Source organism: Cryobacterium sp. Hb1, from assembly GCF_004403585.1.
GTDB lineage: Bacteria > Actinomycetota > Actinomycetes > Actinomycetales > Microbacteriaceae > Cryobacterium > Cryobacterium lyxosi.
The window spans coordinates 1-24057 of record NZ_SOHI01000039.1; the positions used below are offsets into that span (position 1 = coordinate 1).

Sequence of the window (24057 nt, forward strand, 5' to 3'; positions counted from 1 at the left end):
CACGGCCTCGTCTTTGTACTCAGGAGTGAACTCCCGGCGTGTCTTTCCCATGTGAACATTCTCTCTTGTGAGGTGTCCACTCAACGGGGGCAAGGCCACTCCGACTTCACCGTGCGGTCAGGCTCCGCGTAGTGGGCCTTCGTCGTAGAGGTGGAGGTGTGTCCGAGCATGTCGGCGGCAACCCGTATGCCGAGTTCGTTGGCCAGCAGCGTTGCGCCGGTTCGGCGGAAGGAGTACGGAGTGATGTTCAGGCCCTCGAGGCCAGCATTCCGGAGGATCTCCCGAAAGGTGCGCCTGACGTAGTACGGCCCGAGTGGAGTGCCCACCCTTGAGAAGAACAGCAGGTGCTCCGTCTCCCCCGGATCGAGCAGTGTCAAGCGCTGACGGATAACCTCGACCGCAAAAGGCGGCATGCCAATGACCCGGTTCGACTCGTGCGTCTTGGGATGCTCCTGACGGTGAACGCCGGCTTTGTTGTGCACGACGAGCGTGCCGCTGATGTTCACCCGCGGCGGGTCGGCGTCCAGGTCGACGTCGCACTGCCGAATGGCGAGCGCTTCTCCGATGCGCGTGGCAGTGCCAAGCATCACCTCGATGATGTCCCGCACCTGCCCGTCGGATCGCGGGCCCATCCGGCCCTCCTCCATGCGCCATTCGCTGGCCGCGAGGCGTATCGCAGCGATCTGATCCGGCGTGAGGGCCTTCGGGGTGTGCGGGGGCTTCTTCATGCGCGACGTCTCCTTCATCGGATTGCGCGGGATAATCTCCCGCCGCACCGCGAAGGCCAGGATCATTCCGAGAATCGTGCGGAAGTGTTTTGCTCGCGTATACGACTTTGCTCACTGCTGCCGCAGGAAAAGCTCGATGCGGCCAACGGTTACTTCGCGAATGGTGAAGTTCATGAAGAAGGGCACGACAAGCACGCGCAGTTCGCGTTGGTAGGTGTCTTTCGTGCCTTGGGACCGATCGACATCGAGCATCACGTCTTCCAACCAAGCCGCGGCGAGCATCGGAAAAGGCGAGCTGGCATCGAGAGAGTCGCCGCCGCCATTAGAACGCATACGCGCAGCGAGGTCGACTTTAAGCGCTGCCTGCGCCGCGTTGCGGCTTTCACGTGTCGCCCCAACTTGCCGTGACTGACCATCCCAGTCGCGGAAGACGGTCGTCGCCCGAAACCGTCCTGGGCCAAGCTTGACGGTTGTGATCGAGCCGAACGTGCTGATCGGCAGTCGTGGTCGCCCCGCCATTAGCGATCGCCCCCACGACCGCCCAGAGACGGTTCAGGCTCGTGCAGCCCGTCCAGCCATTGCCGAACATCGGAGACACGGTAACGGATCTCACGGCCGACTCGGATACCGGACGGCCCGCGACCGTCGGTGCTCAGGTCATAGATGGCCTGCACCTGCACGCCGAGATATTCGGCGAGCTCGCTGGTCGTCAAAACCGGCTCGAGACCGAGCCCAAAAAGTTTTTCAGTGTCCATAACCCGTCGGTGTTCGAGGTCATCCCAGATGATTCGAACCGGGTCATGCACCTTCTCTAGCAGCACCTGAACAAGGCGGTTATTTTGCACTAATCAATGGATAAACAATGAGTGCATCAAGTCTTACCCTTTCGGTACAGACAAGAAGCCCTGATCAGATACAAATTACAGTAGGGCGGCCGGGACTTGAACCCGGGACCGACGGTTTGCGCCAGGCGCTTTCTTGGCCAGACGAAGTGCGGACTAATACCTCGGTTGATCTCGACTTCTCTCGATCTGATCAGGACCTTCTTGGGTGAGATGTCGTCACCATTATCTCAACACCTCGGCCCATCTCGGCGGGTCTCGTGGCAATAAACGTTGAATATAAGTGTGTGCGTCAAGTCTTCCCTTGTCGTGCACGCGTACCATCCCAGGGCCAAGGGTCATCTGAACTGGGCGGCGCGAATCGCGCAGGCTTACATACGTGCGTCCACCCGCCATCCCGATCAGTAGTTGCGGGTTTATTACCCGCAAAACCACGATTATCGTGAACCAGCCTCAGCGGGGCCACGGAGGTCTCATACAGTCATGGATATCAGTTAAACACTGGGTAAGTGATCACACTCTAAGGCCCCTACGGATTTCAATCTGCGGGGTTTATGCGGGGTTTCAGAAATGAACGCTCTGCCGTCCATCCCGGTCACTGCTGATGACCCATAGTCGAAGTTCCGTCGCCGCCATTGATCACTCGAATTCACGGCGACGAAAGTCAATCGCGAGACACATGGTTATGAGCCGTAAGGCCAATAAACAGCATCATCGATGATCCCACGCACCACAGGAACGTACCGGTGGGATTTGAAACCTAAGGCGCCCCCAATGAGACGCCGGATCAGCGCTCAAATCCGCATGATTACGCGGCTTTTCAATTATTTGACCATGCTAGAGAACGGAGCAATCTCGTTCAAATGTTGCCAAAATGTTGCCACGCCTGCAGATTGTCTTAAGGGAACTGTCGCGGCGTCGCGGGTACATAGACAATGTGAGATGCAGGCGTAAATCACATCATAGAGACCATCGAGAGGGATGTTGCCCTGCACCTGACCGGCGCCACGGTACCAGCGAAGAAGCCAACATCTACATTTTGGATAGCTCGTCCAACAGCCGCGAGATTGAATCGACGCGCCGATAATAACGATTATGTCAAGTTCTTGATTTCCTCACAGTTGGGTCGAACCTGCCTGGTCGGCCGAGCTCTCCCTCACGGCGAAAGCATCTCTCAGCCCCAAAATCAAGCTGAGATTCACCTGTTGCTTTCTCGTCCTGACAGATACAGCTGGGCCAACGCGATCCAGTCTTCTGGTGTAACTTCAGGCGCCCAGATTGCGAGGTATTCGCGGGGCGTGAGCCCACTCGGCGTCATTTCGATACCGTCACGATAGGTGGCAAAAGGAGAACTGGATCGACTGACGCGGAACAAAACGTCGCGAAACCGATTCTTCCCCAGTGCGAACGTCGGGAATTCCGAGACGCTCGCGCAACGCCAGGCTCGCCAGGCTTTCCCGAACGCAAATTCAAAGTCCATGATCGATGGGTTGAACTCGACAACGCCCTCCGCTGCAAGAGCTCCAAAGAATCCATTGGCTACAAGAAGGAGTTGTTGGTTGCGGGTAGTGGCCGAAGCCCCCGGATTCACGCTGCCACATCCGCCACCGTCGCAACGGCCAAAAGAAGATCTCGCTCGGCACCGAGGGCCAAAAGAGCCTCCGCCACAGACGGGTGCCCGAAACATGGGACTAGTTTCCTCTTCACGTCAGACTCCTTCTCGCTGCGCTTCTTGTCAGAAGCGAGTGACCATTCGACCTCCGAATTGAGAGAGTGAAGCACTCTTGCGACGGTCTCCGGCACGTCGACATATCCCCAGTCGTGGCCTTCGACAGCTTCCCGGAATAGTTTCGGGAACATTGGGTTTGCACCCTTGAAAGCATCTTCGATCGCCTCAATAGTGAGGTAGTTTTCCATCTCTCGCCGGGTCAGAACAAACATGTGTGACGACAGGTGATCGTCGGTGTTGTAGCGCGCTAGGTACTTGGATATCTCGGGTTTCAGAGCCGACCCTTCAACCAAGCGATCGGAATCAAGAAGGTGAACCTCAGGCCTACTAAACGGCGACAGGCGGCTCTCCCAAAGAGCAGCGGCGCCGCAGCCGCCGATAGGTATGAAGCAAAGCTCACCGTCAGTTTCCATTTGGCGAAGATCTGGATATTCAGTGGGACGGGCGGCTTGTAGCGCATCGCTCAGTGCCAGTAGACCGCCGATATCGTTCTTGCCCTCAACGATGAAGAAGCAACGCACATTGTGATCCGCGAAAGTCCCCATCGCCTTGTTCAATTGCTGGAGAACGAACCGCTCGCTGGATGTGTCACTGGAACTCCACACGCGCTTCCCCTGCTGCTCCTCGACGAAACGCACGGCTGCGATCGGTATGTTCCTCACCAAGTTCGAGCTGTGCGTCGTCATCAAAACCTGCCTGTTTGCGAGCCCCGCAACTTCAATTAGAGCGGAAACAGTTTCGCGCTGAAGATCCGGGTGGAGAGCCGTCTCGGGCTCCTCCACTGCGATGATGACGCCCCGTCGCCACTCATCCGTTTCTTCATATCCTCGCTCAACTTCCGCCCGAAAGAAGCTCAAGAGAACCAGTCTGCGTGTCCCGCTGCCACGCTTCGCAAGGGGAACATCGTTCTCGTCGACAAATTGTAGGGACGAGAATGCCTTCTGCCATACGGGGTCTAGGTTGGCCGGAATCAGCTTGGCCGCAAGATTTGGTGCGAATTCCTCCAATTTCCCAACGACTTCCAGGAGAAGTTCTGAAATCTCAGCCTTAACATCGCTCGTAAGCTTCGTGAGTTCAGCCGTATGGCGATCGAGCACGGCCTTGACTATGAGCTTGGCTGGGTCTTGGGCAACCTCATCGGACTCCGCCCCCAGCCGGTCAGCTTGAAAGAGGTGGAACAGGGGAAAGACACTCTCCAGAGCGCTGGCAACGTGCTTCCCGTCCTCTGAGTTCAACGGGATGATCGTCGGTTGCAGCGACGAGAGCCCCTTGGCTTCCCAGGCGCGCCAGATCGCCTGCCTATAGTTCAGGTTCACGCGTCGATCCTCCAGCTCCGCGACAACATCAAGAGTCGAGGCGAGGGATTTGAGTTGCGCGTGCTTCAGGCCGATAAGCGTTGGGCCGCCATCGACGACCGGGTGTAGAGCATGCGCCAAAATCTCGGGGTTGGCTCGCCCCCTGGTCCAGGTCTTGCTAATCACCAAGTGGCCGTTAGCGTCGAGGAGTTTCTCATCCTGGAGGGTCGTCACCGCAGTCTGGTCGATGACCAGCTCAGGGGGAAGGTCAGCGAATGTGCACGTGATGCGAATCGTTCCATGCCCATGAACCGAATAGTCAGAGACGTCCGGCTTTCCCTTGTCCAGGAACAGCCTCATAGCTTCCAGGATGCTGCTCTTTCCAGCGTCATTCTTGCCGGCAAACACAGTCAACGTATCGATCGACACGTAACTCGATGTCAGATATCCGCGAAAACCCTCTAGCTCAATACCCACAATGCGCATTTGTCCCCCTCGACAACAACTTGACATTCAAGTGCCAAGGCTGAGCCTGCCGGATTTGGGCCGACTCCGCAAAAGCGGACTGGTCAAGGCGCAACATGAAGCAGCGCGGCGACCAGCGATGCTAATCACCTCCGAAATAGCACCGACATCAGGCATGAGAGTGAGACACGCGTGGGAGGCAACTCGTGCGTTCCATCGTTCGGATTGTCCTTCCGAATGGAATCTATCGCCTCTACTCACCCGGCATAGCCCTAACCAATCGCCAGCAGGGTCACGCCCACAAGAATGAATGTCAAGGATGTGTCGAGATTAATCTGGGAATTGATTGAGTGTTAGCGCTTAGTGGCGGCGTTCTGTGATCGCTGTTTGGCGCATCGACCCGGTTCTCTGCGTTGCGTCAAAGGGCAGTCAGGGTCTTGTATCTCGTGCGATACGAAACAGGTCAGTTATGAGACACCACAGTCGTGAGAACTGGGGCAGCCTGGTCGACCTGGAACAGGCATTTCTATGTGTGGAAGACTCGAGAGTAGAGGGGATCTCCATGGGTGCGGGCAGCCTTGAGAGCGCATCAGGTCAGTCCCGGTTCGGAGTATTCTTCGTGCGAGATCGCACGGAGGATGCGGATGGTGCCGTCCAGGCTAGTGCCTGCACGGGTGCTGGTCTTGGCAAGTTGGCGAGGGGCTTCCAGCACTGGGAGCGACGTCGTTGTGCTCCGGCTGACCCGGGTTACTCCGCCAGTGCGGGCAGTGAGGTAGCCCTCGGATTCAAGCACTTTGTACGCCTTAGCGACGGTGCCAGGAGCGACATCGAGATCCTCCGCGAGCTGACGAACCAAGGGACGGCGCCCCTCGGCGTGCCCACAAGCGCGCAGTGGAACCTTCTCAGTCGGAGCTGCTCGTCCCCGTCCCTTTGACGATTTGGAGTAGTTGGACCCGCTCGTCGGGCGTCAGGGTTTCGCCCACTGAATGACGAGATGGTCGGATCTGTAGAAGTCGGCATGGCTGTAAATGACAGACTGTCGCGCACGGTCGAGGGACTGATACCGGTAGGTGCTGAACCGCACGATTGAGTGGGTGCTCAAGTCCTCAAATACTCAGTACTCACCGACATCGAAAAAAGAGAGATGCCCATGCTGGGCGAGGACGGAACTCAAATAGCCGCTTAATCGTCGCCCACATGAAAATTCCGTTGACTATTTCCGGATGGAGTTGACGCCGCGAGTTATCTCCGCCAATCTGAGTTTCACACGACATCTGGTTCGTGAGCATCGGGGGGAAAATGATGTTTCGAAAATGGGCGGGTGGATCGTATCGCCTGCGAGACCAGCCATTTAATGAACCGCTGCCCGGGGTAATTGTTCCGCGCGTGAAGTCAACGCAACGCATGTTTTGACCTCTCTCCGAGGGGGTCCCCGCAGACGCCCCGCGTTCCTTTCGACGTCAATCATTGTCGTCACAGCCCTTCTGTTGATAGGTTGCTCATCGGCATCGATCACGCCGGCGGTTCGAGACACAGTCGCGATCGCTCTCGTCGATAGCGGCCTCAACGATGAAAACGTCGACTTTAGCTGTTTTCATGTTTTCGATACTGACGCCGACGACCAAGGGCACGGCACTTTAGTCGCATCGATCGCAGCAGGAATCGATGAGGATAGCTGTCCTGCGTGGGCCCATCGAGTCACTTGGATTAGTTACTCCGTCTTCACTGCAGGAACCGCGTCGGCGGAGGACGTTGCGGACGCTATAGAGCAAGCTATCCGGGACCAGGTGGACGTCATTAACGTCAGCATCGCGATCGGGACGGACACCCGGGCCTTACGTGACTCGGTGAAACGCGCCGTTGAATCGGGAATCGTGGTGGTCGCGGCTGCTGGAAACAACCAAGGGATGGGGGCGGGCTACCCCGCCCGATACCCGGGAGTTATTTCCGTCGGCTCATTAGATGCCGCGGGCCATCCATCAAGCTTCTCGGCTATTGACCATGTGAATTACTTCGCACCCGGTGAAGACATTCCCGCGGTCGACCGCACGGGGGCCCGGCAGCTTGTCACCGGGACGTCAGCGGCTGCAGCAATGACCTCGAATCAAATCTTGAAAAGCTTGCTCGGCGTAGCTAAACCCGATTCCACCCTGTCCGCACTGATCGCTCACCAATCAAAGGAAGACAATCAATGAAAAAGATCGCCATCGGAGTCGTAGCGGCGCTGCTGCTCTCTGGATTCGCTTACTCGCCCGCGTTCGCAGAGACCAGCTCTGCCCCGGTAGAAGCTTCAGGCAGCGGGATGGTTGACGAGGAAAAGCTTGAATCCGCTTTCAACGACGCAGGATTGACACTGGAAGACGTGGACGCCTCGCTCACTAAAATCTCAGTCGAGACGACATCGGATTTGGGATCTGGCGAACCTGTCACGGCGCTGACAACGTTGTCGTTTGAGGACAGTAGCGCTCTTTTTTCTCTAGGGAGCATCGACACCGACTACAACGCCAACTACTCCATCCAGATACAAGAGTTGAACGACGAAGCCACCTCGTTCACCATGACAGACCTGGCCACTGGTGAGACAGAATCATATGCCGATGACGTGGGCTATGCCGCCTTCGTGCCAGTACTGGTTCTGGGAATACCTATCGCTCTAGAGATCTTGAAAACACTCCTGGTGGCATCTGCAGTTGTCATCGTCGCTGGTGTTACGTGGATCGCAGCCACTAACGCAATCGATGCCCTCAATAAAAAGGGATCAAGCTACCAACATTTCCGCGCAATGATTCTAAACGGCAAACTCGTGCTTGCAAATGGTATGTCGCTTTCCGCGGCCATCACATGGGGCCGCGGGGGGAAAGACACGTGGTCTCGCAGCGAGGCCGGCGCGCTCGCAGTTGCGAAAGGAATCAAAAACGGCCTGGCCGTAGTCGGACCTGAGCGCGATTCGGGCGGTCGCGGAAAATTCGCACACTTCCACCCGAGCAACCGCACCCCCGCAATGCACGCCTTTTTCGGACTACCCAATTGATGGACAATCACGAAGCTGACGACCGTTCAGACCTCCTGGCACGGTGGAAGAAGACCAATCCTCAGCGATGGACAACGGACGCCGTTGAAGAACACTTGAAACAGGGTTTTTGTGCATATGAAATCCCGCTCGAGGCCATTACACGCACTGACTATTCGAACGATGGAGAAGTCCGCGAGGACTTGATCTACTCGCTCTACACGATCACTCATCCGGACGTCCTATCCCGCCTGTACAGCGCAGAAGAGAAGGAAATGAAAGATGTTGGTCCTGATACGTACGATGAAAGCTGGCGGGGACTCTTCCTTCAAGAAACTTCGGGCAGTGACACTGACGATCTTGGAACGGCGCCTCTTGGAGACGCGTCTTGGCTGGCATACAACCTTCTAAACACTCAACATTTGGTGGGCCAACGCACCTCCATCGTGCTCGAGCAAGAAGACGGCCTCGTCACTGGTGCCAAGGTTTATGGGATGTCTGACCACCTAACGACGTACATGACCGCGCTGACCGGATACAGAGAGACTGGAACAGAAACTGACCAAAATTACTACTCGATGAAAACTGGCGACGTAAACGACGAAGCCTTCGTCTACTACCTCGACTGCCTCGCGCGACACAGCTTCATCTAGCCCGATACGAACAACACCTGTCAGGCTGCGGATGCTGACCCACGGTGATGCGGCAGAATTATGCTAGCTGCCGCTATCACCCGTTGGTCAGCACCGTAGTCTGACTCGTCAGAGGAACCTGCCAAGAAGTCGCCCTTGATGTGCCTCGCCCGGAGGCCAAAAAGCGGCCTATTCGATCCTGCGATGTCCGCGATCGCATAGTGGCCACCGGCCGCAGCCAGTTAATCGAACACCCCCCTCACGACGGAAATATTTCTCGGCCCATAAGCACACTGTCGTGCCGGCGTAAACGCGACCGTGGCATCAACTGCGGTCGCGACAACTGCCCTGCCCTGGAAAACTCCGCCATTCCACGAAACGGCTGTCTCGAAACCCTAGGGATATAAGACGTCTCACAGTCATGACCTGAGTGTCCTCAAAATCGTCGGAATCTGGCGGCACGGCGAGTCTTATAACTACGTCGCATAACCACCTGCTGTAATTACGGTACACACCATTAGTTATGAGACACCTCAGGAGCAGAATTGACGAAACTGATCGGCTACGCGCGCGTATCCACGCGACAACAATCCACCGACCGGCAGCAAGTCGACATCCTGGCCTCCGGAGTGCGACGCGACGACCTTTACGTCGACCATGGGATCTCAGGCGCTCGAGCATCACGGCCGTACTTCGATCGCGCGCTCGACGCTCTCGAGGACGGCGATACCCTCGTCATCACGACCCTGGATCGGCTCGGCCGATCCACGCAGAACATGCTCGCCTTCGCCGAGGAGCTCCGCGGCCGCGGCGCCGGCCTTCGCGTACTCAACCTCGGCGGCGGCGACGTCGATACAGCAACACCGATGGGGTCCATGCTGTTCACGATCATGGCGGCGCTCGGGCAGATGGAACACGACATCAAGCGAGAGCGTGTTGTCGACTCCATCAACAAACGCCGCGAAGCCGGCAAAGATCTAGGCGGCCGCCCACGGCTCATCACCGACAGCCAAATCCGCAACGCCCGCCGACTCATCGACGGCGGAGAGACAGCGACAACGGTTGCCCGCGACCTCGGAATGTCTCGAGCAACTTTCTATCGCCGAACGCGGGCACTGGACCTCACCGCCGAGCCATTTGAGGCGTCCGAACGTGCCCCGTATAGCCTCCCTTCACCGGGCATTTTCTCAGGCGGGGCATACGGGACGATCGCCCTCTCGGCACCACAGGGAACCGAGTAGACGACGACGATTCGCAGGCGTCCCGGTCGCCGTCCCCCTTGCGGGCGGCGCGTGTGGTTTCAGTCGCGTGTGGCAGCATCGTCTAGTGCCTGCTACTACTCGACTCATATCCGTCAACGATGTGGAGCGCCTCGCCGACCTTCAGCTCTCCAGTCGGCTTTTCTTCTCTCCATGGGACCCAGACCGCGCGGAGCCCTACTTCACGGTGGCCGGTCAACAGGCGGAAGTTGAAAACGCGCTCGCTCGACACAGCCGAGGCGAAGCCCTGCCACACGTGATACTCGACGAGGACTCGAAGGTTGTAGGTCGGATCACTTTCAGTGGGATCACCTACGGAGCCTTTCAATCCTGCAACATGGGCTACTGGGTCGCTCAAGAGAGCAATGGTCGTGGCTATGCCACCGACGCAGTTCGAGCAATGACTGCGCTGGCATTCGAAGAATTGAATCTGCACAGGATCCAGGCCGAGACGCTGATCCCCAACGCGCGCTCCCAACGAGTCCTCGAACGCGTGGGCTTCGTGCGCTACGGAACTGCACCCAAATACCTGAAGATTGCGGGCCAGTGGCAGGACCATCTCATGTATCAGCTGCTCATCGATTCCCGTTGACCGGCAACTTCGCCCACGCCGTTTTAGACCCAGTACCGCATGAACGTTCGCGTTACGGGCGGTGTTCTGCGCCGCGCGCCGGTGCCTGGCGGTCAGGGCGTAAGCCGAGCAGCGCGCCTCAGTACCGCATCCTGATCGAGCTCGGTATAGGTCGTTGGAATCTCGATCGACGTAGTGCCAATCAGTTCGACGGCGGCGGGGTCGACCGTCTCGTGGAGTCTCATTGAATGAGCTCGACCTGGCTGCCCAGAACGTGGGCTAATTCCCGCTTCGCGCGATGGTACCGACTGCGGACCGTCGACGCCGGCAACCCCAGATACTGGCTAATCTCCGCCAAGCTAAACCCGTCCCAGTGGACTGCGCGAATGACTTCCGAGAGGTCCGGGTCGAGGCGTTGGATCGCGTCCAGAACGTCGAGACCGGCAGCGGCATCGTTGTTGGCAGGCAGCACACCCACTGACTCGCGTAGGCGCTCGGCGAGGCGCGAACGGCGCCGTTCTCCACGTGAGTGGTTGAGAACGACATTGCGTGCGATCCCGAACAGCCACATTCGTGCCTCGACGGGATTGGTCGGGACTCTCGCCGCTCCTTTCCACGCGGCGACCATGGTGTCCGAAAGAGCGTCCGGCGCGTCGTTGCTCCCGACGCGGCGTTCGAGGTACCGCAGCAAGTCTCTCGCGTTCTGGTCCAGTGCGTTGGTGAGGCGTTCGTCGCGTGCCCTACGAACAGCGCTCACTGATTCGTGCCCTCGCAGGTGATGACGCCCTCGAAATAAGGTCGCTGAGCGCTGTCGAACCCGTGCTGTTGAAGGTCAGCGTCCAGCTCGTCGGCCATCACACCCACCACCCCCGAGGAGTATCGGCGGTCGCGGTCGCCTTCAGGAGTCTGTGCCAGTGTTTCCCCGTGGACGGCAACAACTCGTGCGTCGACCTGCGCAGTCGTCGGAACGGGTGCAGAGGCAAAGAAGGCGCGGGCCGCGTCCATGATCTCGGGATCTGCGTTCTGCAGGTTCCCGATCAGGTACTCGCACTGCGCGCCGCTGGGAAGAGTGATCTGCATCGTCGCGTCCGGCTGTTGCGCCCAGGAAGGCCACTCAAAGTTCGTGACGGCGGCCGCGACCCCGGTACCCCCGAGGACCAGTGCGAGCGCGACGCCGGAAATGGCAAGCCGCCGGCCCAGACGACTCTTGACATCCCGAGCGGCTTCAAAACGCGCAGCTCGAGTGGCTTCCTGCAAGGCTGCGTCTGTCATCAGCGCCGAGAGTGGCGCCGGCGCCGCGGCGCGATCGAGCAGATCGTTGAGTGCATCGTCGCGAAAACTCGAGGACGGATCCATAGGAACTCCTTACATCGGTGATGTCTACACACTGAATATGTCCACCTGGCGCCGAAACGACGACGGCCCACACTCAATTGGACCGCGACTGGCGTCCGCCACGATTTTTCCGTACTGCTCAGCGCGCAAGCGAGCCGATCACGTCCGTCCCGGTGAGGGTTCCTGAGTGACACAGCAGCGGGAAGTTCAACACGTGGTCGGGGCGGCCTCAGATCCGGCGCGCTGAACATCCGGCTTTCGAACATTCTCTCCATCAATTTTCTGACAGTCCCGCCCCACACCGATCGGAGATTGGCACGTCGTGGTGGGCAGAACTCCAAGGTCCCTGAGGTCGCGGCATCGAGAACGCTGACCACCGTTCGCGAGCTGAGTGTCGGATGCTGGGAGTAGCATGATCGCAGTCTCGCTCTTCTGCTATTGGAGGATGAAATGTCCCGTCCCACTGACCGTTCTGGTACCGCGCTTCTCGTGATAGATGCCCAGAACGGGGTTCTGGGCAACGCCCACCGGCGCGGTCCGGTGGTTGCCAATATCGCGATTCTGGTAGACCGCGCCCGCGCTGAAACAGTGCCGGTCCTCTGGGTACAGCATTCCTCTGACGAGCTGCCGATCGACAGCGATGTCTGGCAGATCGTTCCCGACCTCACGCCAGCGCACGGTGAGGCCGTTATCCGCAAAGAGTATGGAGACTCGTTCGAGGCGACCAGCCTGGAACAGGTGCTCGCCGGGATCGACGTCGGGCACCTCGTCGTTGTCGGTGCGCAAACCGACGCGTGCGTGCGCTCCACCCTTCATGGGGGTTTCACCCGCGATTACGATGTGACGTTGGTCTCCGACGCGCACACCACAGAAGATCTCACCGAATGGGGCGCTCCGCCGCCCGCTCAGGTGATTGAGCACACCAACCTGTACTGGAGCTTCCAGGCCGCCCCCGGTCGAACCGGCAAGGTCGTGCCGACAGCAGACGTCGAGTTCACGCGAAGAGCCCCTCGAGCGAGATAGAACGTTCGCTCATGCTTCGTTGCTCGGCCGGGCCGGTGATTGTCGACTGCGACGATATCTTGATCGAGTGATCCGATGTCGTTGTGGTCCGAGCTGCGGCCCCCCAGCACCACCAGCAAAGGAGCAGAGATGTCATTCCAGGCATACCTCGACAACATCGAAGACAAGACTGGACCGACCCCGCGACAGTTCATCGCGCTCGCTCAGGAGAAGGGGTTCGACGACCCGTCCACGAAAGCCGGGGTGATCGTCGATTGGCTGAAGGCGGACTTCGACTTGGGCCGCGGTCACGCCATGGCGATCATGCACATCATCAAGAACGGCGAAAAAATCGACACGAAGCACGTGGGGAGTGGCACCGCGCACAGCGACGCATCCGACACACTCTGGCTCGACGGGAAGCAGAACCGCCCCGCGTGAGCCAATAGCTCCTGGCCGCCGCTGCTCACTTGGACGGATTTCGGTGCCCGCTGAGGGTTCCTCTGCGGTTAGGGGATGAAGGGTCTGCCGGATCCGATCCGGAATACGCCAATCACTGTGGTGCCGTCCAATGCGTAGGCCGAGATGTCAACGTAGGTTCCTTCATGCGCGTTCGTCCACTCGATCGCCTCCGCGGGTGACTTCATGTTCCGGCCTTCAGCGGTCTCAAGATCCTTGGAATACACGTACCCCGGCTGCATATCGAGGGTTTGGACGAGGATGAGGTCGGGTGCGATCGCGGCGCTGCCTTGGACGCCGAATGTTTGACCGTTTGCGTTGACAGGCCAATCCGGAACCGGCCCGAGTGTGGCCTGTCCGCCAGGAGTGGCCGAGGGCGTGTAGAACAGTGTCCCGTAGTTCACTGCCACAGCAGTTCCGCCTGTTCCGATGGCCGCGATCAGGAGGATCAGCGCAGTCCAGCGGATTGCGCGCCCTCTTCGAGTCACGGGATGCTTCTCCTGAGGGAGCGAACCTTGCGCTTCAGCGACAAGGAAGTTCCTCATTTGGGTTTTGCGTTCCGGGAACAAGTTGTCGTCGTTCATGATCAGGCAGTCCCTTCTGGCTGCACGCGCGGAGTCGGTGCTGCACCACTACTAACCCCGAGGGCAAGACGGCCTTTGGCTCGGGCGAGTCGGGATTTCACCGTGCCGACCGGGATCCCCAAGGCCGATGCCGCCTGGGCCATCGACATGTCCTCAAGGACGCACAAGGCCAGGACGTCCTGGTCCCGTGCGCTCAACCGGGAGAATGCCTTCCGGACGCCAGTTCGGGGCGATTGAGCGTCGAGACGTTGGCCGGTAGCTTCCGCGAAATCGTCGGCGTCTCGAGGTGCAGGGAGCCTGGCAAGAACCAGGTGTTGCCGCCGCCGGGAACGGGCCAAATTGCGGGCCGTGTGGGTGGCCGTCACGAGGAGCCAGCCGATGATCGATGTGTCCACCACGCGAACGGACCGGCGGCGCTTCCAAGCCGTGAGAAAGGCAATGGCGGTCACATCATCAGCGTCGGCGCGTGACCCTGTCAGTCGAAGGCTGTGGCCGAAAACGCGATCCGCGTGAAGTTCAAAGACTCGCCCGAACGCTTCAGGATCGTCGGCGACCGCGCGCAACCACAGTGCGCTCTCGCTCACGTCCTCCGAATGGTCCATACCTAATAATGTCCACTCGGCTCATTCGAGTTCCATCTTTTTGACACGAGTGTCAAACGTCGTCACGGAAAGAAGGCACTCCGCGCGGCACTCGCGAGAAACCAAGTCGAAACGTCGCAATGGGCGTTCGGCTTACGGGCGGCCGGCGCTGCTGGGTGCGTACTCTGTGGAAAGCTGAAAGCGTGGAGTACGACAACGCAATCGACACGCTGATCGCATGGGCGCAGAACAGCGAGAACGTGCGCGCGATGGTGATGACTGGTTCCGCAGCCGCGCACGAGACGCATCCCTTGTCGGATCGCGATATTGAGATCTATGCCACGGATCCGACACCGCTCCTTGCAGACGATTCCTGGTGGGATCAACTTGGGGAGGTGCTCGTTGTCGAACGCTTGGCAACCCCCGGTTGGCACCCGGCCCGCTTGGTTTACTACATCGGGGGCAAGCTGGACCTGACCGTCATCAGGGCTGACGCGCTTTCGATGATCCGCCATGAGCGGCCTTTCACCTTCCTCGTGGATAAAGACGGTCTTTCCGGCTCACTGCACGTGGCCGCGGTGAGGTCGTCATTGCCCGACGAAGCGGCATTTCAGGAGCGACTGAACTGGGGGTACGCGGCTGCACTGATGTGCGCGAAGGCAATCGTCCGAAACGAGCCATGGTCAAACAAGATTCGAGACAGAGACCTGAAAGCGTCACTACTGACCTTCATCGAGTGGGATCATTACGTGCGCCACGGTCTTGACTACGACGTGCGCTTCCTGGGGTCCCGCATGCGGCAGTGGATGGACGCCGACGTGCAGCAAGCGCTTGAACAGTGCTGGGCACATTTCGACGTCGTGGACTCTGCCAAGGCTTTGCGCGCTTCGATCGCCTTGTTCGCCAGGCTTGGCAGATATATCGCGGACGGCCTTGGTTTCCGGTCTTTCAACCACGAAAGCGTCCACCGCGAGGTCGAAGTCATCCTCGCCATGCATCCGGATGCCCGCTAGAGGATCGGCGAATTCCAGCGGTCGTCGCGACGAAGGGATGAATTCGTCGAACGTGGAATGGGACGCGAGGAGACTCTATTGACCGCGATCGAGGCCACCTCTTCGGTCCCAAATACCTTTCCCAAATGCGAACCCACGCGGGGCTATTGCGGATGGCCGTAGCTGTGTGTTGTCCGCCGTAATTCTTGGCGTGGGGTTTCGGCCGCCTCGTCCTCCCGCTCGACCTTGTCGGCCACACGCGTCAGCGGCTGCGGCCCGACAGGCTGCGGATAGCCCATGCGATGACTGCGATGACCAGGAGGACGGCGCCTACCCAGAGCAGGAACTGCAAGGCCTGAACGAAACCACCGACCAGCAGCAAGATAATGGCGACGATGACGACGATGACGAAAATATTCATCTAATGCTCTCTTAGCGTGGTGAGAAACAGCGACGCTACCGGGGTCTGCGGCAATAAATGCTTCGCCGAATTTAGCCAGGGAACGATGCGAAAGTCAAAATGCCCTGGCGTCAGATCATCGCAACGAGTCATCAGTCGCCGGACCTTCGAGGCGGGAGAGTAGGGCTGCGAGCGCTCGGGCGATATCCATCGCGATGGATATCGCGGCGCCCATCGACGTCGCCGGAGTGGAGTCCTCTATGTTGTCAAGCTCGGCCATGAGGGACGCAAGCGCATCCGCGGCAGCGGAGTGCGCCGTCAGATCCGTATTTCCTGAATCCCAATCACGCAGCGCCGCAGCCATCGCGTCAAGCGCCAGGCTCACCGACGGGCGCAAGTCCTCTCTCAGTTGTACCTTGATCGGGGTGCCCCACATTGCCCCGGCCAGTACCTCCGTGAGATCCCTCACATGAAAGGCGATGGTTTCGAGCGCAGCAAGGTCCTCGTAGTCGGCGCTCAGGTCTCGGTGGCGGTGGATTCGAGCCCGCGGATTGACTTTGCGGCTTTCGTCGGCCTGCTGCAGCGCAGTTCGCAGCCCGCTAGAAAGTTTGATGAGCGAGTCTTTGCGCGACGCCCAGCCATCCCGCTCCGGTGGCCAGTTCTCGGCCAGGGCTTCGGCGACCTCGGATAGGTGATCGGCCAGCGCCGAGCGATAGTTCGAGAGGTTCTGGCCCACGGCATTGAGGTTCAGCGCGGGAAAGACCAACATGTTGATCAGGAGCCCGATGACGATGCCGAGGCTGATTTGCACGGCATAGCCGATGGAGTAAGAGTCGGCATCGGGCCCACCCACGATCAGCACGAACAAGACCGTCACGGGTATGTATTCGCGGTTGTTGCCGAACCACCCTGTCGCGGCGATCAGCGCGCCGATGCCGACGGCGACCGAAATCGTCACCACGTTCGGCTGGCTGAAGACGAGCACAGCCGCGGCGAGCACAATTCCGACTGCGAGACTGCCGAGGGTCTGCAGAGCATTCCGAACCGAACCCATGAGCGTGGGATACATGCTCACGAGGGCACCGAGAGGTGCGTAGTAGGGGTAGTTGTCGGCGACCCCGGGCAAGTACGGAGCGATTGACCATGAAATGCCGACGGCTACTGCGGCCTTGCCGGCCTGCAGCATGCGCGACCTGGTTATCTGCGATTTCAGCTGCCATGCCGTGTGTATAACTGGTGCCAGCGTGGTGCCTGTCATGATTGTTCCATTCGATCACCGTGCCCACCGGGTGTTCGTTGCTTCGTTACCGTACCGACCGAACCGGGGAATTTCCAGGCAGTGCACTCCGTTTGAGTTGCCCGGTCATCGTTCCTTTTGCGGGCCTCGCTGTTCGTTCGGGCCGCAGGCGAAGGTCACGGCGCGCGTTGAAGAGCCTGCGTCCGGGCCAGGGCCCACGCCTAGACCTCGCACACGCGACCGCAGCTGTCGAATTGCCCATCGAGCTGGGGCAGTGCAAAACTCAACCTGAAACAGTGGCTCGCCAAGATGCAGTTCGACGGCGTCATCTCAACGCGGAGTCGACGATAAACACCAAGGGGATCCTATGAAACGTGTGACATTCGTATTGGCCGCAGCGACCGCAACGGCTGTTGTCTTGTCAGGCTGCCAAGCACAGCAACCCGTCGCACCCGATTCATCAGCGTCGGCCCCTTCGACCCCTGCCCAAACGGATCAACCCACTGCGCAGGAATCTGCTCAGGCGTGGGCGGACCAGACATTCGGGACGTTCCAGGCCTTCACCGTCACAGGCAATGGCGCTGATGAAATTGTCTTTCCCGACGACGCTAAATCTGGCTTCTACACAATCACGTGGGCACCCGGCCACTGGGCCAATGAGGACTCCTATGCGCAGGTTTATGGGGAAGACGGTACCTTCCACGAAGCCGGAACAGCGGATTACCAGGGCGATTCCGCCAGCGTGGCCTATGGCTTGGACCCCACCGTTGGCCCCGCGGGCTGGATAGGCGTTGAGGCCGGCGCGGGTGACTGGTCTATTACTGTGTCACCGATTTCGGCGCTTCCCGCACTGCCGGACACCGGCGGCTACGACGCCTATCTGTATGCGGGCGCTGAGCAACCGGTCGTCTTCTCGTCCTTAAACTCGGGGCGGGTCAGCGTTCGACAGTTCAATGGCGTCGATCCGACCGACAGCATCCTCCCCCAGCAAGACTTCACGGCTGTTGGCACTCTTCTCGCTGGTCCCAGCGTCGTGAACGTCCAGCTGGAAAGCGTGAGCCCCTGGAAGCGATCCACAAACTAGCCAGGACGACACAACCTGATCAGCGGCCGGTTCGGTCCAGGGGACCGCTAATCACGCGCAACATAGCGTGTTCAGTATCGAGTAAACGGTGTCCCGTAGACCGTTTCGCGAACAGGACAAGGACGCTACCTTCCCATTTGATCCGCGTCTGTCAGCACTGCCACCGCGGCGCCCTAGCCTGAAAGACGAATGGCCTAACGGGTCTCAAGGGTATTTAGCTGGGGGAAGTTTTTGCCGCGCTGCGAGGTGACAGTCCAGGCAGTGGACAGCACGATGAATTTCGTTGAACCCGCCTGTTCGTTGAGGGCGGCGGCGTGGCTCCATATGAAGATCCATGTTTTTGCCATGGCTTTGTCGGCCAGTGACGGGTTTGCACACTTATTCAGGCAGATTGCGTAGGTGTCGGCGACGAAGGCGTCATACAAGGAGCCGAAGGCGAGTGCGTCACCTGCGGCCACCCGTTCGAGTAGCAGATGACCGCCGATACTGCTTTCCGGGAAACGCGGCTCCGTCTCGGCGTCGGTCACGATGCGGGCCGGAACGATCGAATAGTAACTGTAGACAAGGGACTCCCTAGACGTGGTAATTGAATCCACTGACAAGGTCCAGGGCAGCGCTTAAAATCTATGTGATCTCAATGGGAGATGTCAAGACAATTGATAGACAAGAAATCGGTCACATAGCTGTCGAGATAACGTCAATGACCACTGCGACTAAGAAGCCACGGTTTCAGCATCCGCGGAACAGGATTAATTCACGTCGCTGTGGCTTGCGCGCTGATCTTTCGCACCACGCAGACCGTCTGACAAACTATGTAACAAATTCTGAATTCCTGGGCGATACGTTCGTAATGTTATGCAATCGTTGCATTGACCGCTTGAAACTGTTGGCAATACTGGTCCTCTTCTCGGTCGGCGGCAATAGCACCGTCGCCGGCTGGTGGCAGTAAGTTCGTTTCTTCAATTGCTGCTCGGAGTCGCAGTGGTCATTGTTCTCTCCATCAGCAGGACGGAGCTCCGCGCGCCGCTGGGAGTATCTGTGGTCACTGCTGACGGGGGCGTGGCGCGCATTATCGACGGGTCCTCATTGGTGAGTCACGGTTAGATGCTGGCCGAGCCTGCACCGGAGTTGCGTGGAAATATTCCCCGGTAATCCACCGGGTGAGGGTGGTCGCCGAGGTGACGGCGCTGGAGTCTCAAGGCCTGAAATTTGCCGCTGGGCAGTACTCGATCGAGGGTTTGGGCCTGACGATTCCCACGGCACCATGGTCGTCCCCGGCCAGGCAGACCGCCGCACAGGGCGAAACCATCCGGGCCACCCTGGTTATCTGAATTTCATGATGAAGCTATTGCCTTGGCACCAGATAACAGCCATAATGCCTGATTTTCCCCCGGATCCAGACGTCACACTTCTGTAAGAAAAGATCCATATCCACCCGCTCCGATGCGTTATACCGTGCCTAATCCAACAGCATAAAAAAGGATTAGCAGCATGACTATTTCACGGCGACAAGTTTTGTTATTAGGTGGTGTAGGAGCGGTAGGAGTGGGTTTGTTGACACTCCCCCTGCGGAAGGCGGAAGCAGGAGCTGCGAGCGCTCTTGATCCAAGTGAATTACCCAGGCCCTTTCAAACACCATTCGTTCAGGCGCCCATATTGCGACCGGATCGAACGGGTATTGATCCCGTTGACGGGGCGCCCGTTCAGTATTACACCGTCGCGGAGGTGGCGGCCAGCGCTGCTATTCTTCCCCGGCTGAAGACGCCAATTCTTGCGTACAACGGTATTTTTCCTGGCCCCACCATCAGCATCGATCAGGGAACGAAAGCTGTTCTGCGCGTGCGTAATCAGCTGCCCGCTAAGCACCCGCTCGACGGTCATCCGCTGTTCACGTCCACGCACCTGCATGGATCGGCCTCGCTGCCACAATACGACGGCTACGCAAACGACATTACGAATCCGGGATTTCGCAAGGACTACTTGTACCCGAATTTTCAAGCGGCCCGCTCCGTGTGGTACCACGATCATGCGGTGCATAACACCGCGCTCAACGTCTACTCCGGCCTAGTCGCGCAATACCACATGCATGATCCGCTTGAACGGGCGCTCCTTCCCCAGGGAGAATTCGACGTCGCCCTGACCATCAATGACGCCATGTTCGCAGTCGACGGATCACTTGGTTATGACAGTAATGACCACTCCGGGCTCTGGGGTGACGTGATTTTGGTCAACGGCAGGCCGTGGCCGGTCATGAAAGTCAAAAAGCGCGTTTACCGGTTCCGCGTCCTCAACGCCTGCCTTTCCCGGTCACTGCGTCCGACCCTCAGCACGGGTGATCCTGTGACGATGGTCGCCACCGACGGCGGGCTGATGCCGGTATCCCAGTCCGTGGCGAGCTGGCGCCACGCGCCAGCCGAGCGCTATGAAATCCTCATCGATTTCCGTAAATACTCACCGGGCCAACGGATCGAGCTGCGCAACCTGTCTAACAAAAACAACGTCGACTACGAGTTCACGAATTCGATTATGGCTTTTGACGTCGTTCCGGACACGGTGAACACGAACGATCCCACCTGGAATACGATTCCCGTGCAACTGGCCCCCTGCGAAGTCATGTCGCTCAAGCCTTCCGCAGCGACGGTCCAGCGCTCCTTCCGGGTCAACCGCAATAACGGTTTGTGGACCGTGAACGGCAGCACGTGGGAGCAAGTCGTTGCCAGCAACTTCCGTGAAGTGCTGGCGAATCCAGAACTGAACTCGGTAGAGGTCTGGGAATTTGCCAACAACGCCGGCGGCTGGTTTCACCCCATGCACCTACACCTGATCGACTTTCAAATTCTCAGCCGGAACGGTCGGGCTCCATTCGCATATGAGAAGGGTCCGAAAGACGTTGTCTACGTCGGCGAGAATGAAAACGTGAAGCTCCTGATGAAATTCGGGCCACATCGTGGCCGGTACATGATTCACTGTCACAACACCGTGCATGAGGATCACGACATGATGGTTCAATATCGGGTTGGACCCGAGGACGCGGTTGATACCATCACAAACAATCCGATAACAGCGGCCCCAGCACAATGGGACACTGGACTAGCCTGACCGGGCTGCAAGTCGGGCAGAGACGGAAGGTTGGCTACCGTGGTGCGAGCGCGGACTCTGCCACGTCCAAATCGCCCGTGACCAGCGCATCAGGGTCAAATGGACAGGGCGTTCTTAAAAAAGAATGGTCTTCTTCTTCGCCCAGGAATCGGGGCGCGCGGAGCAGAACTGGAGGGTCTTCTGCGCGCCCGCGTTCTCGCCACATCTTCTTATCAGAGGGACCCCCGGCCGCTTAGGCATTCGTTTGCGAGGCGCTGAGGAAGGATGAAGCACCGAATACGCTTCGGACAGTCGTCGTCCTTGGTCACAACACGGATCAGGTCGTTGAGATCGAAGCCGTCGCGGTCTGGGCTTAGTTCAGCGCTGCCGCTTGCGGCTGCCGATTCTCAGCGCTGATCATCCAGGCGTACTGCTCCAACTTCTCGATGAAAGGTGCAAAATATCCGCGCTGGTGGGATCGTCCTCGTCGACGTCATCATGCACGGCCCGCACGGTGCCTCGACGAGGTTCAGGCGTTCCGTGATGAAGCTGACCACGTCCGTGGTGAGAACCTCGCCGGCGAAAAAGTTCAGCACGTACATGGTCACGGCGACGGTTTCAATGTGTCCGTCGGGCTGCAGGTCAAGGGCCGAAAGCATTCAGCCGATTGTTCAGACGATTTCATCGACTCGCATATGCAGCGCGATCAGGTCGACAAGAATCGACTGCAAATTCGTGCCAGGTGTTTCAGAGGCGTTCGCGGTGTCTTTTCATGATGCGCGGATAGGCCTCAAAGTGCGATGTGACTGCCAAGCACGCGCCTGGCATCAGGATCGGCTGGCCAGCATGTTAACCCGGAAAAAGTAAGCCCAAAATTGGGGTGAAAACGTTCCTATTTGGAGGTCTTGCTGAGTTTGTCTCGTTATCATCGGATGATCCAGTGTGTTAACACGAACGCCTGGGGAAGAAATTTTTAGTTCTCGCGATTTGGCTTGCGCTTGTCAATGACGATGACCGATCAAGGGCAGGATCTTGGGCAAATTTACGTACGATTCGAGTGCCACCGTCGATTTCGAGGATCGGTTGCTCGCGCATATTCAGATCGTGATCGGAACCAAGCTGCGACGTGGGGAAGCGTTTTATTTCTCGTGGCGTGACGACTCTTTCGTTGGGGCAGGCCGCAGTACTGTCTGGGTGCATCCGGGTATTTCTCTTGCCTTTAAGTACTTCGGCAGCAAGAGCCCGGTGGTCAACCGCGACTGGATCGAAATACTGTTGCTATCAGCCAACTCGGCTCACGGGCTGCAGATCCTCGCCGAGCCACCGCCGCGCGCATGACAGCAGGCGCCATCGCTTGGGTGCAGGACCAGACCGCATCGTTCCCTGAGCCAGAGGTACCGGTCAGCGAGAGCGTGGAGCATGGGGCGTCTCTTATGTCTCAACGTTGTGTCCGACGTCACCTATGTAACCGAAAGCGACGCTCAATGAGCCTCAGGCAACACGCCATCGTCGATTCGCGGAGGGATCAGCCAGACGGCGCAACTGGGCGCCGAACTCACGAATCGTTCTCACTCGGCGACATGGGAGACATTTTCATATAAACACCGCCACGAAAAAGTCCATCGACCCTCTGAGCGATCCGGCGTGAGCGGATCTCGAGAGCCGTAGCCTACGTAATCCAGCCTCAGCGGTCATTGCGCTGGTACGCCGGGCGATCGTCGCACTTAGCGCCCGCGTTCGAGTTGCCAATGCAGCATCGACGTCGGCAGGCGTGAAATGACGCACACGCTGTGGCATATCGCTGTTCCAACCGGTCTCACGCGGTAAAAATCAACGATGCGCGCTCGTCGAGCGCAAACGATCATTACCGGCTGGGCGTGGCGCGGCGTCTCCGATAGGGCGGCATGGTCATCTGGTCGGTGAACGGGGACCGATAGGTCGCGGCAGCTCACTAGATAATGATGCGGCTGTCAATGACATTCGCGGCACTGGTATGCATCGGCTCCTGATGCGAACGAGCATGTTCCCGAAGGCGAATGAATGCCTCATCCATATTGATGCTGTTGCGTTCGGCGATGACACCCTTGGCCTGCTCGATGAAGACTCGACTGTTCAGCGCACGCTGGAGTTGCTCGTTCACCGTCGCACTCTCCCGAGCCGCGCGTTCGTGCAGGAGACTAATGGTCGCCACATCAGCCAACGCCTGTCCGATGATGGCGTCTTCATCACTCAACACCCCTTTCTCCCGCCGGAACAGACTCAAAGAACCGATGGTACGCGGGCGAAAACGCAGCGGAATGGCATGAACGGAATGGAACCCCTGAGACAGCGCAGCGACTCGAAAATCAGGGTACCGGGCTTCCTCCGCTTCGATGTCGCTCAACGTCACAACGTTCCCGGACCGATACGCGTCAACGCAAGGACCTGCTCCGGCTTCGCGCTGCAAGACGTCAACGATGTGGCTTTCCTCACTGGTGGACGCCAGGACCTGCAAGTTGCCGTGGGAGTCGGCCAGAAGTATGCCCGCTGCGCTGGCGTCAAGCAACACAACACATTGATCGACCAAGGTACGCAACAGATCGAGCACGTCATACTCTCCGACAAGAGCATCAGCCAGTTCAACAAAAGCGCCGCTCACCAGCGCGGCCCGGGACATGCTCGCCATGCTCGTCATGCGTGCAAGTGTCACCCTCAACTCCCCTCGCGTGAACGGGTCAGACCCCAAAACACAGCGTTTTGGTAGAGTGCACGGTCACGCTGCCGCAGGGCACATT

General features: G+C 58.7%; 27 protein-coding genes and 1 pseudogene. 12 read left to right on the forward strand and 16 right to left on the reverse strand.

Features of this window, described 5'->3' with window-relative positions:
• Nucleotides 1-80: 80 nt before the first annotated feature.
• The 6 genes from E3T38_RS16095 to E3T38_RS16120 form a co-directional block, all read right to left on the reverse strand.
• Nucleotides 81-794, reverse strand: coding sequence for a site-specific integrase (locus E3T38_RS16095; protein WP_134549119.1), 714 nt, complete (start codon nucleotides 792-794; stop codon nucleotides 81-83).
• Nucleotides 795-839: 45 nt separating this feature from the next.
• Nucleotides 840-1247: a hypothetical protein gene (locus tag E3T38_RS16100; RefSeq protein ID WP_134549120.1), complete on the reverse strand. Its 408-nt coding sequence runs from the start codon at nucleotides 1245-1247 to the stop codon at nucleotides 840-842.
• Nucleotides 1247-1573, reverse strand: coding sequence for an AlpA family transcriptional regulator (locus tag E3T38_RS16105; RefSeq protein ID WP_241984526.1), 327 nt, complete (start codon nucleotides 1571-1573; stop codon nucleotides 1247-1249). Before E3T38_RS16105 ends, E3T38_RS16100 begins: the two co-directional genes overlap by 1 nt.
• Before the next feature lie 1195 nt (nucleotides 1574-2768).
• On the reverse strand, nucleotides 2769-3161 hold the full coding sequence (locus E3T38_RS16110; protein WP_104082774.1) for a hypothetical protein: 393 nt from the start codon (nucleotides 3159-3161) through the stop codon (nucleotides 2769-2771).
• On the reverse strand, nucleotides 3158-5080 hold the full coding sequence (locus tag E3T38_RS16115) for an ATP-binding protein (RefSeq protein WP_158251184.1): 1923 nt from the start codon (nucleotides 5078-5080) through the stop codon (nucleotides 3158-3160). Before E3T38_RS16115 ends, E3T38_RS16110 begins: the two co-directional genes overlap by 4 nt.
• Nucleotides 5081-5648: 568 nt before the next feature.
• The gene (locus E3T38_RS16120) at nucleotides 5649-5852 is read right to left on the reverse strand and encodes a hypothetical protein (RefSeq protein ID WP_233193068.1); all 204 of its coding nucleotides are present in this window, start codon (nucleotides 5850-5852) and stop codon (nucleotides 5649-5651) included.
• Between the two features lie 694 nt (nucleotides 5853-6546).
• Between E3T38_RS16120 and E3T38_RS16125 the strand changes: the two genes are divergently transcribed.
• The 5 genes and pseudogenes from E3T38_RS16125 to E3T38_RS16145 all read left to right on the forward strand — a co-directional run bounded on the left by E3T38_RS16125 (nucleotide 6547) and on the right by E3T38_RS16145 (nucleotide 10552).
• Entirely contained in the window at nucleotides 6547-7254 is a 708-nt protein-coding gene (locus E3T38_RS16125) for a S8 family serine peptidase (protein ID WP_158251185.1), read from the forward strand.
• Nucleotides 7251-8090 (forward strand): hypothetical protein, encoded by an 840-nt coding sequence (locus tag E3T38_RS16130; RefSeq protein ID WP_104082778.1) that lies wholly within the window; start codon nucleotides 7251-7253, stop codon nucleotides 8088-8090. Before E3T38_RS16125 ends, E3T38_RS16130 begins: the two co-directional genes overlap by 4 nt.
• Nucleotides 8087-8722, forward strand: a complete 636-nt coding sequence (locus E3T38_RS16135) for a hypothetical protein (protein WP_134379357.1) — start codon at nucleotides 8087-8089, stop codon at nucleotides 8720-8722. Before E3T38_RS16130 ends, E3T38_RS16135 begins: the two co-directional genes overlap by 4 nt.
• 524 nt (nucleotides 8723-9246) lie before the next feature.
• Nucleotides 9247-9819 (forward strand): annotated as a pseudogene (locus E3T38_RS16140) (recombinase family protein); the annotation flags it as partial.
• A 208-nt stretch (nucleotides 9820-10027) separates the two neighbouring features.
• Nucleotides 10028-10552 (forward strand): GNAT family N-acetyltransferase, encoded by a 525-nt coding sequence (locus E3T38_RS16145; RefSeq protein WP_134549124.1) that lies wholly within the window; start codon nucleotides 10028-10030, stop codon nucleotides 10550-10552.
• A 92-nt stretch (nucleotides 10553-10644) separates the two neighbouring features.
• On the opposite strand, the gene E3T38_RS17320 is transcribed toward E3T38_RS16145, so the two are convergent.
• The 3 genes from E3T38_RS17320 to E3T38_RS16155 are packed head-to-tail and all read right to left on the reverse strand — an operon-like array spanning nucleotide 10645 to nucleotide 11887.
• Entirely contained in the window at nucleotides 10645-10776 is a 132-nt protein-coding gene (locus E3T38_RS17320) for a hypothetical protein (RefSeq protein WP_255452749.1), read from the reverse strand.
• Complete coding sequence (locus tag E3T38_RS16150; protein ID WP_134549125.1) at nucleotides 10773-11288, reverse strand: RNA polymerase sigma factor; 516 nt, start codon at nucleotides 11286-11288, stop codon at nucleotides 10773-10775. Before E3T38_RS16150 ends, E3T38_RS17320 begins: the two co-directional genes overlap by 4 nt.
• Nucleotides 11285-11887, reverse strand: a complete 603-nt coding sequence (locus E3T38_RS16155; protein WP_134546472.1) for a hypothetical protein — start codon at nucleotides 11885-11887, stop codon at nucleotides 11285-11287. The genes E3T38_RS16150 and E3T38_RS16155 overlap by 4 nt, the downstream gene beginning before the upstream one ends.
• A gap of 429 nt (nucleotides 11888-12316) precedes the next feature.
• Here E3T38_RS16155 and E3T38_RS16160 point away from each other — a divergent pair, with 429 nt between their 5' ends.
• Nucleotides 12317-12889, forward strand: a complete 573-nt coding sequence (locus tag E3T38_RS16160; RefSeq protein ID WP_134549126.1) for an isochorismatase family protein — start codon at nucleotides 12317-12319, stop codon at nucleotides 12887-12889.
• 129 nt (nucleotides 12890-13018) lie between these two features.
• The gene (locus E3T38_RS16165) at nucleotides 13019-13309 is read left to right on the forward strand and encodes a DUF4287 domain-containing protein (protein WP_134549127.1); all 291 of its coding nucleotides are present in this window, start codon (nucleotides 13019-13021) and stop codon (nucleotides 13307-13309) included.
• Between the two features lie 68 nt (nucleotides 13310-13377).
• Here the strand turns inward: E3T38_RS16165 and E3T38_RS16170 are convergent, their stop codons facing one another.
• Both E3T38_RS16170 and E3T38_RS16175 read right to left on the reverse strand, forming a co-directional pair.
• Nucleotides 13378-13911, reverse strand: coding sequence for a hypothetical protein (locus E3T38_RS16170; RefSeq protein WP_134549128.1), 534 nt, complete (start codon nucleotides 13909-13911; stop codon nucleotides 13378-13380).
• A 2-nt stretch (nucleotides 13912-13913) separates the two neighbouring features.
• Nucleotides 13914-14513: an RNA polymerase sigma factor gene (locus E3T38_RS16175; protein WP_134549129.1), complete on the reverse strand. Its 600-nt coding sequence runs from the start codon at nucleotides 14511-14513 to the stop codon at nucleotides 13914-13916.
• A gap of 182 nt (nucleotides 14514-14695) precedes the next feature.
• Here E3T38_RS16175 and E3T38_RS16180 point away from each other — a divergent pair, with 182 nt between their 5' ends.
• Entirely contained in the window at nucleotides 14696-15505 is an 810-nt protein-coding gene (locus tag E3T38_RS16180) for an aminoglycoside 6-adenylyltransferase (protein ID WP_134549130.1), read from the forward strand.
• Between the two features lie 241 nt (nucleotides 15506-15746).
• On the opposite strand, the gene E3T38_RS16810 is transcribed toward E3T38_RS16180, so the two are convergent.
• Nucleotides 15747-15905: a hypothetical protein gene (locus tag E3T38_RS16810; RefSeq protein ID WP_166805549.1), complete on the reverse strand. Its 159-nt coding sequence runs from the start codon at nucleotides 15903-15905 to the stop codon at nucleotides 15747-15749.
• A 115-nt stretch (nucleotides 15906-16020) separates the two neighbouring features.
• Nucleotides 16021-17142 (reverse strand): aromatic acid exporter family protein, encoded by a 1122-nt coding sequence (locus tag E3T38_RS16185; protein ID WP_134549131.1) that lies wholly within the window; start codon nucleotides 17140-17142, stop codon nucleotides 16021-16023.
• 346 nt (nucleotides 17143-17488) lie between these two features.
• Between E3T38_RS16185 and E3T38_RS16190 the strand changes: the two genes are divergently transcribed.
• Nucleotides 17489-18205 (forward strand): hypothetical protein, encoded by a 717-nt coding sequence (locus E3T38_RS16190; RefSeq protein WP_134549132.1) that lies wholly within the window; start codon nucleotides 17489-17491, stop codon nucleotides 18203-18205.
• Between the two features lie 194 nt (nucleotides 18206-18399).
• Here E3T38_RS16190 and E3T38_RS16195 read toward each other — a convergent pair whose 3' ends face one another.
• Nucleotides 18400-18732 (reverse strand): hypothetical protein, encoded by a 333-nt coding sequence (locus tag E3T38_RS16195; RefSeq protein WP_134549133.1) that lies wholly within the window; start codon nucleotides 18730-18732, stop codon nucleotides 18400-18402.
• A 633-nt stretch (nucleotides 18733-19365) separates the two neighbouring features.
• Here E3T38_RS16195 and E3T38_RS16815 point away from each other — a divergent pair.
• On the forward strand, nucleotides 19366-19536 hold the full coding sequence (locus tag E3T38_RS16815) for a hypothetical protein (protein ID WP_166805550.1): 171 nt from the start codon (nucleotides 19366-19368) through the stop codon (nucleotides 19534-19536).
• 160 nt (nucleotides 19537-19696) lie between these two features.
• Nucleotides 19697-21304 carry a multicopper oxidase family protein gene (locus E3T38_RS16200; protein WP_134549134.1) on the forward strand — a complete coding sequence of 536 codons (1608 nt, stop codon included), beginning with the start codon at nucleotides 19697-19699 and terminating at the stop codon, nucleotides 21302-21304.
• Between the two features lie 386 nt (nucleotides 21305-21690).
• On the opposite strand, the gene E3T38_RS17575 is transcribed toward E3T38_RS16200, so the two are convergent.
• Complete coding sequence (locus E3T38_RS17575; protein ID WP_134549135.1) at nucleotides 21691-21942, reverse strand: hypothetical protein; 252 nt, start codon at nucleotides 21940-21942, stop codon at nucleotides 21691-21693.
• Between the two features lie 445 nt (nucleotides 21943-22387).
• On the opposite strand from E3T38_RS17575, the gene E3T38_RS16210 reads away from it, so the two are divergent.
• The gene (locus E3T38_RS16210) at nucleotides 22388-22621 is read left to right on the forward strand and encodes a hypothetical protein (RefSeq protein ID WP_370449055.1); all 234 of its coding nucleotides are present in this window, start codon (nucleotides 22388-22390) and stop codon (nucleotides 22619-22621) included.
• A 613-nt stretch (nucleotides 22622-23234) separates the two neighbouring features.
• On the opposite strand, the gene E3T38_RS16215 is transcribed toward E3T38_RS16210, so the two are convergent.
• Nucleotides 23235-23972 (reverse strand): GAF and ANTAR domain-containing protein, encoded by a 738-nt coding sequence (locus tag E3T38_RS16215; protein WP_370449056.1) that lies wholly within the window; start codon nucleotides 23970-23972, stop codon nucleotides 23235-23237.
• Between the last annotated feature and the right edge of the window lie 85 nt (nucleotides 23973-24057).